Raw genomic sequence first — 9,013 nt, forward strand, 5'->3', positions numbered from 1 at the left:
TCATGCGGATTTCTTGTTCAGGCCCAGATAGGTATCGATCACTTTCGGGTCGTTCGCCAGTTCGCTCGCCGGCCCTTCCATCACCACGTCGCCGGTCTCCAGCACGTAGGCGTAATCGGCCGCCTGCAGCGCGGCGCGCGCGTTCTGCTCGACCAGCAGGATCGCCACGCCGGTCTCCTTCAGGCGCACGATGATGCGGAAGATCTCCTTCACGATCAGCGGCGCCAGGCCCAGGCTCGGTTCGTCCAGCATCAGCAGCGCGGGCTTGGCCATCAACGCGCGGCCCAGCGCCACCATCTGGCGCTCGCCGCCCGACATGGTGCCGGCCGCCTGGGTGCGCCGCTCGCGCAGGCGCGGGAACAGGTCGTACACGAGCTCCAGCTGCGTGCGCAGGTCCTTCTCGCCGCGCTTGTAGCGCGTGTAGCTGCCCAGCAGCAGGTTGTCCTCGACGCTCATGGTGGTGAACAGGTCGCGGCTTTCGGGCACCAGGCTCATGCCCTGGGCCACGCGCTCCTCCACCGGCCAGGCCTTTACCTCCTGCCCGCGCAGCAGCACCGCGCCCTGCGTCGATGCGTTGGCGCCGAGCGCGCCGGCGATCGCGTTCAGCATGGTCGACTTGCCGGCGCCGTTCGGGCCGATGACGGTGACGATCTGGCCGGCGTCGACGCGCATGCGCGCGCCATGCAGGGCCTCGACCTTGCCGTAGGCGACGTGCAGGTCCCTCACTTCCAATACGGGTGCGGCGTTCATCAGTCCAGTCCTCCGAGATAGGCTTCCAGCACGGCCGGGTCCTGCTGCACCTGGGCCGGGTTCCCTTCCGCGATCTTGGTGCCGAATTCCATCACGATCAGGCGGTCGGTCAGGTTCATCACGAAGTCCATGTCGTGCTCGACCAGCAGGATGCTCATGCCTTCGCCCTTCAGTTTGTTCAGCAGCTCGGCCAGCGCCTGCTTTTCCTTGTAGCGCAGGCCGGCGGCCGGTTCGTCGAGCAGCAGCAGGGCCGGGTCGGCGCACAGGGCGCGTGCGATTTCCAGGATACGCTGCTGGCCCAGGGCCAAGTTGCCGGCCTGCTCGTACAGCAGTTCGCCCAGGCCCACGCGTTCGAGCTGGCGGCGCGCCTCGAACAGCAGCGCGTCCTCTTCGGCGCGATCCGCCCCCACCGCGCTGGCCAGCACGCCCTTGTGCGCGCGCAGGTGGGCGCCGATGGCCACGTTTTCCAGCACCGTCATCTCGGGCAGCAGGTGCACGTGCTGGAAGGTGCGGCCGATGCCCAGTTCGACGATGCGGCGCGACGGCAGCGAATCGATGCGCACCAGCTCCTCGCCGCGGCGCAGGCGCACTTCGCCGCTGGTCGCGGGCAGCACGCCGGTAACCAGGTTGAACATGGTGGATTTACCGGCGCCGTTCGGCCCGATCAGGCCGACGATCTCGCCGCCGTGTACCGTGAAACTCATGTCGTTGACGGCGACCAGGCCGCCGAACTGCTTGCGCACCTTGTCGATCACCAGCAGCGGATAGCCGGCCACCGCCTTGGCGCGCTGGACCAGCGGGGCCGCCGTCTCGGGCGCCACCGCGTCGCGGTGCTGCGGCAGGCGCGCCGCGATGAAGGGCCAGATGCCGTTGCGGGCGCGCTGCAGCAAAATCACCATCAATATGCCGAAGACGATGATCTCGAAGTTGCCGTTCGATCCCAGCAGCGCCGGCAGGTAGCTTTGCAGCTGGTCCTTGAGGATGGTGAGCACGGCCGCGCCCAGGATCGCGCCCCACAGGTAGCCGGCGCCGCCGATCACCGCCATGAACAGGTATTCAATGCCGGCGTTCAGGCCGAATGGCGACGGGTTCACGGCGCGCTGCAGGTGCGCATACAGCCAGCCCGACACGCAGGCCAGCAGCGCGGCAATCACGAAGATGCGGATCTTCATGGCCGCCGTGTTCACGCCCATGGCTTCGGCCATCAGGCCGCCGCCCTTCAGGGCGCGGATCGCGCGGCCGGAGCGCGAATTGAGCAGGTTGCGCAGCAGGACCACCGCCACCAGCAGCACCAGCCAGATCAGGAAGTACATGCTCTTGCCGGAGCTGAGGTCGAGCCCGAACAGGGTGAGCGGCGGGATGCCGGCGATGCCGTCGTGCTTGCCGAGCGACTCCATGTTCCCGAACAGGTAGTACAGCGACAGGCCCCAGGCGATGGTCCCGAGCGGCAGGTAGTGGCCGGACAGGCGCAGCATGATCGCGCCGATGAACAGCGCGGAGACGGCGGTGACGGCCAGTCCGGCCACCAGGCCGAGCCAGGGCGAGAGGCCTGCGCTCGTGGACAGCCAGGCGGTGGCATACGCGCCCAGGCCGACAAAGGCCGCCTGGCCGAAGGAAGTCAGGCCGCCGACGCCGGTGAGCAGCACCAGCCCGAGCGCCACGATGGCGTACAGGCCGATGTAGTTGCCGAGCGTGACCCAATAGGCCGGCAGCGGCAGCAGGCCGAACACGCAGACGGCCAGCGCGAAGATGAACAGGGAACGCCGCGTCATGCCTCGCCCTCCTCGACTTGCGGATGCACGATCGAGCGCCACAGCAGCACCGGGATGATCAGGGTGAACACGATGACTTCCTTGTAGGAGCTGGCGTAGAACGAGGAATAGGCTTCCAGCAGGCCGACCATCAAGGCGCCGGCCGCGGCCAGCGGATAGCTGGCCAGGCCGCCGATGATGGCGCCGACGAAGCCCTTCAGGCCCATCAGGAAACCGCTGTCGTAGTAGACCGTGGTGAGCGGCGCGATCAGCACGCCGCACAGGGTCCCGATGCTGGACGCCAGCAAGAAGGCGAGGCGCCCCGCCGCCGTGGTGCCGATGCCGACCAGGCGCGCGCCGCGCCGGTTCACGGCGGTGGCTCGCAGGGCTTTACCGGACAGCGTGCGGTCGAAGTAGAGATACAGGGCGCCGATCAGCAGCACGGCGGTGGCGATCACCACCACGCTCTGGCCCGAGATACTGAGGGTGCCGAGGTTGAACACGTGGGAGGAGAACGGCGTGGTACGCGAGCCTTCGGCCCCGAACATGACCAGGCCGATGCCGAGCAGGACCAGGTGCACGGCGACCGAGACGATCAGCAGCACCAGCACCGGGCTTTCGGCCAGCGGCTGGAAGGCGAGCCGGTACATCATCGGCCCCATCGGGGCGACGATGGCAAAGGTGAACAGCACCTGCGCCAGCATCGGCAGCGCCGTGCCGTCCACTGCACGCGCTGCCGCGTACAGGGCGGCCGGCAGCAGCACGAACTTGAGGAAGGAAGCGCCCAGCACCCGTGTACGGCTCTGCCCGACCGAGGCGCCGCGCAGCGTGCCGAACAGCGCCTGCACGAAGCAGGCCAGGCCCAGCACCAGCAGCAGGAGCGCGCTCTGCGGCGGCGTGCCGGCCTGCAGCGCGGCCATGGTCAGTGCACCGAAGGCGACGAACTCGCCGATCGGGATGAAGATCACGCGCGTGATCGAAAACACCAGCACCAGCGCCAGGGCCAGCAACACGTACACGGCCCCGCTGGCAATGCCATCCTGGGTCAGGATGGCGAAGATCGATAACTCCATACCGCTGCCGCCGGGTGTGGCGAACTCCCCACCCTAGGCCCTCCTCTCCTCAATAGTTGTCCCGAGGGCGGGCCTTTTACGTCTCGCCTGAAGGCCTGGCGTTTCGCCAGGCGGCACAAAAAGAGAACGCACAGGCCTTCTGGTGCCCGATTTGTTTTAGATGATATGCGAAAACTGTTGAGAAACCGACATTTTTTGCTTTCGCTGGGCCATACTACGGTTTGTTCCTGCCGCATAACCAACAACAAAGGAGACTCCATGAACCGCCTCACTTCCTTGCGCAAGACCGCCCTCACCGTCGCCACGCTGGCTGCCTTCGGCGCCGCCGCGACCGCCCACGCCCAGATCAAGGTCGGCGTCTCGATCTCGACTACCGGCCCGGCCGCCTCGCTCGGCATCCCGGAAAAGAACACGGTGTCGCTGTTCCCGACCGAGATCGCCGGCCAGAAGGTCCAGTACATCGTGCTCGACGACGCGTCGGACGCGACCCAGGCCGTGAAGAATGCGCGCAAGCTGGTCTCGGAAGACAAGGTCGATTTGCTGATCGGTTCCTCGATCACCCCGACCTCGCTGGCGATGCTGGAAGTCGCTGCCGAAACCGAGACGCCAATGATCACCATCGCCGGCGCCGCCCGCATCGTCGAGCCGATGGATGCCAAGCGCCGCTGGGTCTTCAAGACCACCCAGCACGACGGCCAGATGGCGGCCGCGATCACCCAGCACATGAGCAACAACGGCGTGAAGACCATGGGCTTCATCGGCTTCTCCGATGCCTACGGCGAAGGCTGGTGGGGCGAGGTCGAGAAGGTGGCGCCGGCGCGCAAGATCAAGGTCGTGGCCAACGAGCGCTTCGCGCGCACGGATACCTCGGTCACCGGCCAGGTGCTGAAGATGGTGTCGGCCAACCCCGACGCGATCCTGATCGCCGGCTCCGGCACCCCGGCCGCGCTGCCGCAAAAGGCGCTGCGCGAGCGCGGCTACAAGGGCAAGATCTACCAGACCCACGGCGTGGCCAACAGCGACTTCCTGCGCGTCTGCGCGGCCGACTGCGAAGGCACCTTCCTGCCGGCCGGCCCGATGCTGGTGGTGAACCAGCTGCCCGACACCAACCCGGTGAAGAAATCGGCGCTGGCCTATGTGAACAAGTACAACGGCGCATTCAAGAAGGAGAGCCTGTCGACCTTTGGCGGCCATGCCTGGGATGCGGCGATGCTGCTGCAGGAAGCCGGCAAGACCGCGGTGCCGAAGGCGAAGCCGGGTACCAAGGAGTTCCGCGCGGCGCTGCGCGATTCGCTGGAAGGCATCAAGAACCTGCCTGCCTCGCACGGCATCTTCAACATGAGCCCAACCAACCACCAGGGCCTGGACCAGCGCTCGCAGGTGATGGTGCGCATCGAAAAAGGCAACTGGAAATACGTGCCCTGATTCGTTCGCCGGTTCAAGCAGAATGCGTTGCCCTCGGGGGTGACGCATTTTTTTCGTGTTCAGTAACCGACCAGCTTGAGAAGCGCGTCGGTGATGCCCTCGAGGCCGCGGCTGATGCGCCCCTGCCGGCCGCCTCCCGGCGTTTCGTCGTAGAGGTAAACGCCGGCGCCGCCGAAGCGGTCGTACAGCAAAGGCGCCTGGCCGCGCAGATAAGGCAGGAAGGGTTCGCTGCGCACCGTCGAATACGCCACGTCGGTGGAGAAGCCCAGGGTCGCGGTTTGCCGGATGGTGTGGCTGGCCTGGGCCGCCTGCACGCGCACCCCGCGCCTGCCCTGCACGGCCAGGGTGAGCGGGCCGCGGATGACGAAGTAGCGCAGCTGCAGCGTCAGCCAGGCGTGCAGCGAAGCGAGGCGCCATTGCCAGCCGATGTCGATCGGCCCGCGCCGATCTGCCGCCACGCCGACCAGGGCACGCGGCCGGATCACCAGCGCCTGGCCGGCGGGAATGCGCAGCAAGGCGATTTCGCTCAGGCCGTCGTCGCTGGCGGACAGCACGACCCCGTCGCCGGGGTGACGGGTCTGCACGCAGGTCAGCAGCGCCATGCCCGAGGTCAGGCTGGCCCAGGGCCGGCCCGCGATGAGCCAGCGCGTGGCGCGCGCCGCGCCGACCGGGGCGCTTTGCAGGTAGCTGGGGAGGACCAGCAGCTCTTCGCCCGGCGCCAGGGACACGGTTTGCGAGACCGCCGACGCTGACAGCAGCGTGACCGCTTGCGGCGGCTTGCCTCCCTCCTCCGCTGGCCCGCCTGGGCGTGCAGGGTCCAGTCGCACGGGTGCGCCGCGTGTGACCAGCGGCGCGAGCGCGAAGTAGAACAGCGCCTTGATACCGGCCTTGCCCGCGAGTGCGAGGAGCAGGATGCCGGCGGCCAGCGGCAAGGCCCGCTTCAACGGCTCGGCCAGACGCGCGAACCAGTTGCGCGACACGGCCGCGCGTGCGTCGGCCAAGCGGTCCCGCAGGGGCTGGACGGCCTGGTCGAGCTGGCGGTGGTCGACCGTGAACGCGGCCAGCGCGGTCACCGATTGCATGCGCTGCAGGGCAAGCAGCTGGGTTCGGTAGGCAGCGGCGGCGCGCGCGTTGTCGGCGCTCAGGCTCCTGACTTCGGCAGCCAGCCTGTCCAGCTTCGGACTCCTGGCCCAGGGACGTTCGAAGCGCTGCGCATCGACCCAGCCGAGTTGCGACACCTCCCTCTGTTTTTGCAGGAGCCGTGCGTAGACCGCGCGGTGCTGGCCCAACAGCCTGCTTAGCTCCGCGCTGGCCGCGGCCCGGCTCTGCAGGGCGAACAGGTGGGCGCGCACTTGCTGGAGATAGCCCAGCTCCTGCAGCAGGACCGCGCGCGCCAGCCGCGTCTTGTAGCGCGCCGCAAGCCGTTCGGCGTAGCCTTGCGGTCCGGCTTGCAGCAGGGCTTCCAGCTCGCCTGCTTCCTCGGATGCGGTGCTTGCCAGCTCCCGCGTGACGAGGCCGATGCGCTCGTCGATTGCCGCCAGCGGCAGCTGGCCTGCTCCCGTCAGCCCTTGCGCCAGCGTGGCCACGCGTTCTGCGCGGTAGCGTTCGACCTCGACCTGTACGCCAACGAGCAACGCCAGCTGCTCGCGTGCCGAGTATGCTCCCTTGACACCCTCGATGACATACTTCCCGCCGATGAGCACCGCCGCAATCGCCAGGACCGACAGCAGATAGGTCAGCGCTGCGCGAATGAGGGGCTTGAGGACGGAATGCAAATCAATGACCGTGATGAGCGAACGAGACTGCATTCTACACGCGGACCCATCCGGCTTGCGCCGGGTGGACTCGTCGCTGGGCCGGCTGCCCTCCCTCAGAACCGGATGATGCCACCCAGCGCGATCCCGTTCATCTTGTCCCTGGCCCCGGCAAAGGCCTTGGAGCGCGTCTGGCTCCCTTCCGCCACCAGGGTAATGACCTCGTTCAGGGCGTAATAGGCGCCGGCGGTGACATTGCTGTTCGACTTCAGCCCGCCCGTGCCCACGGTGTCGTCGGCATTCCTGCTCTGCCCATAGCTGAGGCCCAGCTTGAGTTTCTCGGACTGCTGCCAGGTGCCCTGTGCCAGCACATGGGTGGTGCGCACCCTGCCCTGGTCGGCATCGGCCAGGATGCCGAGTCCCCGGCCACGCTGCACGTTGAACAGGATGCCGATCGGACCGGACTGGTAAAGCAGCCCCGCCTCGATGCCGCGCAGGGTGAGGTCGGGCGTTCCCGGCGCCTCCGGGTCGAGGCGCTGCGATTTCGCGCCGATCCAGCCCTTGATCTCGCCGACGGTCATGGTCACCTGCGCCTGGAACTGGGGCGTCGAGTCGGCCAAGTAGGCGGAGCCGGCGATCACCGGGGTGTCGTCCACCGGACTCATGACGCCAACGTCGACCGTCACCCCGGAGTCGAGCAGCGGCGAGGTGTAGGCGATCTGGCCATAATGGCCGAAATAGGCGTAGCCGGCGCCGATGTGACCCAGTGCGACGCGGCCGCGCTGGGTCGCCTGCACCGGTGCGCCGGCGCCCAGCAGCGTCATGTCGTTGAGGATGGCGTTGGCGCCGAAGATGCCATGGTCGCGCCCCAGCTTGAAGGTGCCCAGCCCGGCGTTACCGAACGAAAAATACGCCTGGCGCACATCGACTTCGCTATTCTGGGCAATGGCGCTGTCGGTGGCGGCATGCACGTAGATGCTGATGAGCGCCTTGACGTCGTAGCCGCCCTTGTTGGTGGTGGCGGAGGTGACCACGGCGCTCGGCAGCAGGCCGTTGCCGATGGTCGTGCGGCGATCCTTTCCGGCGCAGCCCAGCGCCTGCCCGGCCAGGGCCAGGCCGCCGACTTCGCCGCCATCGCAATCGACGAAGGTGTAATACGCGTTCACGTTGCCGCCGACGTTCACGGTCCAGTCCCCGGTCTTGATGTCGACCGCCAGTGCCGGCTGCATGCAGGCGGCCAGCGCGCCCAGTGCACAGATCCTCTTCATCGCCGTCTCCTTGTTCAGCTCGTGGTTATGCGCATCGGATGATGCTGACCACGGCACTGGCAAGTTGCGTGCCCGGCAGTGCACGGGGCGAAGTGAGCAGCATTCTCCTGCTGAGCCACGTCGAAACGGATCAGCTGTGCTTGAGCTTGCTGCGCAGATTACGAACGGAAGAGTTGGCGTATCGTGGGCTTTCGAACCCACCGGCGTTGTTGTGTTGCGTGTTGACGGCGTTGCGGTGGGGACAAGTCCCCACCCTACGATGGCGTACGTCCCCGATCACGTACGGTGGGTTCTCGAACCCACCTGCTTTGTCGTGTTGCTGGCGTGCCGGTGGGGACGAGTCCCCTCCCTACGATGGCGTACGTCCCCGATCACGTCCGGTGGCTTCACGCACCCACCTGCTTTGTCGTGTTGACGGCGTGACTGTGGGGACGTGTCCCCACCCTACGATGGCGTACGTCCGATCGCGTAGGGTGGGTTCTCGAACCCCCCGGTTGTTCGTGTTGATTGGGTTCGGTGGGGACGAGTCCCCACCCTACGATGGCGTACGTCCCCGATCACGTACGGTGGGTTCTCGAACCCACCTGCTTTGTCGTGTTGATGGCGTGACGGTGGGTTCGAGTCCCCACCCTACGATGGCGTACGTCCGATCGCGTAGGGTGGGTTCTCGAACCCACCGGTTGTTCGTGTTGATTGGGTTCGGTGGGGACGAGTCCCCACCCTACTATGCACAGCCGTACGTGCAAACGGACGCACCAAAGCAAAAAGCCCACCAAGTTCACTTGGTGGGCTTCGCTTTATAACTAGCCTGACGATAACCTACTTTCACACTGGTTGCAGCACTATCATCGGCGCAAAGTCGTTTCACGGTCCTGTTCGGGATGGGAAGGGGTGGGACCGACTTGCTATGGTCATCAGGCATGACTTGTACGAGCTGCGTGGCCTGTGGTCACGCGCTCTGAATCTGGAGGAAGTAAAGTTGGGTAGTAACT

General features: G+C 66.7%; 6 protein-coding genes and 1 rRNA gene. 1 reads left to right on the forward strand and 6 read right to left on the reverse strand.

What is annotated here, in order from left to right; translation table 11 throughout:
* From QPK31_RS10675 to QPK31_RS10685, 3 genes are read right to left on the reverse strand one after another with little or no spacing between them, the layout of a single operon-like run.
* Entirely contained in the window at positions 1–750 is a 750-nt protein-coding gene (locus QPK31_RS10675; protein WP_290422914.1) for an ABC transporter ATP-binding protein, read from the reverse strand.
* The gene (locus QPK31_RS10680) at positions 750–2,522 is read right to left on the reverse strand and encodes an ATP-binding cassette domain-containing protein (protein ID WP_290422915.1); all 1,773 of its coding nucleotides are present in this window, start codon (positions 2,520–2,522) and stop codon (positions 750–752) included. Before QPK31_RS10680 ends, QPK31_RS10675 begins: the two co-directional genes overlap by 1 nt.
* A complete protein-coding gene (locus tag QPK31_RS10685) occupies positions 2,519–3,574 on the reverse strand; it encodes a branched-chain amino acid ABC transporter permease (RefSeq protein WP_290422916.1) in 1,056 nt (351 codons plus the stop codon). Before QPK31_RS10685 ends, QPK31_RS10680 begins: the two co-directional genes overlap by 4 nt.
* A gap of 258 nt (positions 3,575–3,832) precedes the next feature.
* On the opposite strand from QPK31_RS10685, the gene QPK31_RS10690 reads away from it, so the two are divergent.
* Entirely contained in the window at positions 3,833–4,999 is a 1,167-nt protein-coding gene (locus tag QPK31_RS10690) for an ABC transporter substrate-binding protein (protein ID WP_290422917.1), read from the forward strand.
* 59 nt (positions 5,000–5,058) lie between these two features.
* Here the strand turns inward: QPK31_RS10690 and QPK31_RS10695 are convergent, their stop codons facing one another.
* The 3 genes from QPK31_RS10695 to rrf form a co-directional block, all read right to left on the reverse strand.
* The gene (locus tag QPK31_RS10695) at positions 5,059–6,774 is read right to left on the reverse strand and encodes a hypothetical protein (RefSeq protein WP_290422918.1); all 1,716 of its coding nucleotides are present in this window, start codon (positions 6,772–6,774) and stop codon (positions 5,059–5,061) included.
* A gap of 95 nt (positions 6,775–6,869) precedes the next feature.
* Positions 6,870–8,021: a porin gene (locus tag QPK31_RS10700; RefSeq protein ID WP_290422919.1), complete on the reverse strand. Its 1,152-nt coding sequence runs from the start codon at positions 8,019–8,021 to the stop codon at positions 6,870–6,872.
* Positions 8,022–8,827: 806 nt separating this feature from the next.
* Positions 8,828–8,940: ribosomal RNA gene (gene rrf, locus QPK31_RS10705) — 5S ribosomal RNA — on the reverse strand.
* Between the last annotated feature and the right edge of the window lie 73 nt (positions 8,941–9,013).

Origin of the sequence: Massilia sp. YIM B02769 (assembly GCF_030411995.1) — a bacterium.
Classification (GTDB): Bacteria; Pseudomonadota; Gammaproteobacteria; order Burkholderiales; family Burkholderiaceae_D; genus Telluria.

Excerpts from the sequence above, each read along its gene's own strand:
- QPK31_RS10675 (WP_290422914.1), bottom strand. The coding sequence starts at position 750 with ATGAACGCCGCACCCGTATTGGAAGTGAGGGACCTGCACGTCGCCTAC.
- QPK31_RS10680 (WP_290422915.1), bottom strand. The coding sequence starts at position 2,522 with ATGACGCGGCGTTCCCTGTTCATCTTCGCGCTGGCCGTCTGCGTGTTC.
- QPK31_RS10685 (WP_290422916.1), bottom strand. The coding sequence starts at position 3,574 with ATGGAGTTATCGATCTTCGCCATCCTGACCCAGGATGGCATTGCCAGC.
- QPK31_RS10690 (WP_290422917.1), top strand. The coding sequence starts at position 3,833 with ATGAACCGCCTCACTTCCTTGCGCAAGACCGCCCTCACCGTCGCCACG.
- QPK31_RS10700 (WP_290422919.1), bottom strand. The coding sequence starts at position 8,021 with ATGAAGAGGATCTGTGCACTGGGCGCGCTGGCCGCCTGCATGCAGCCG.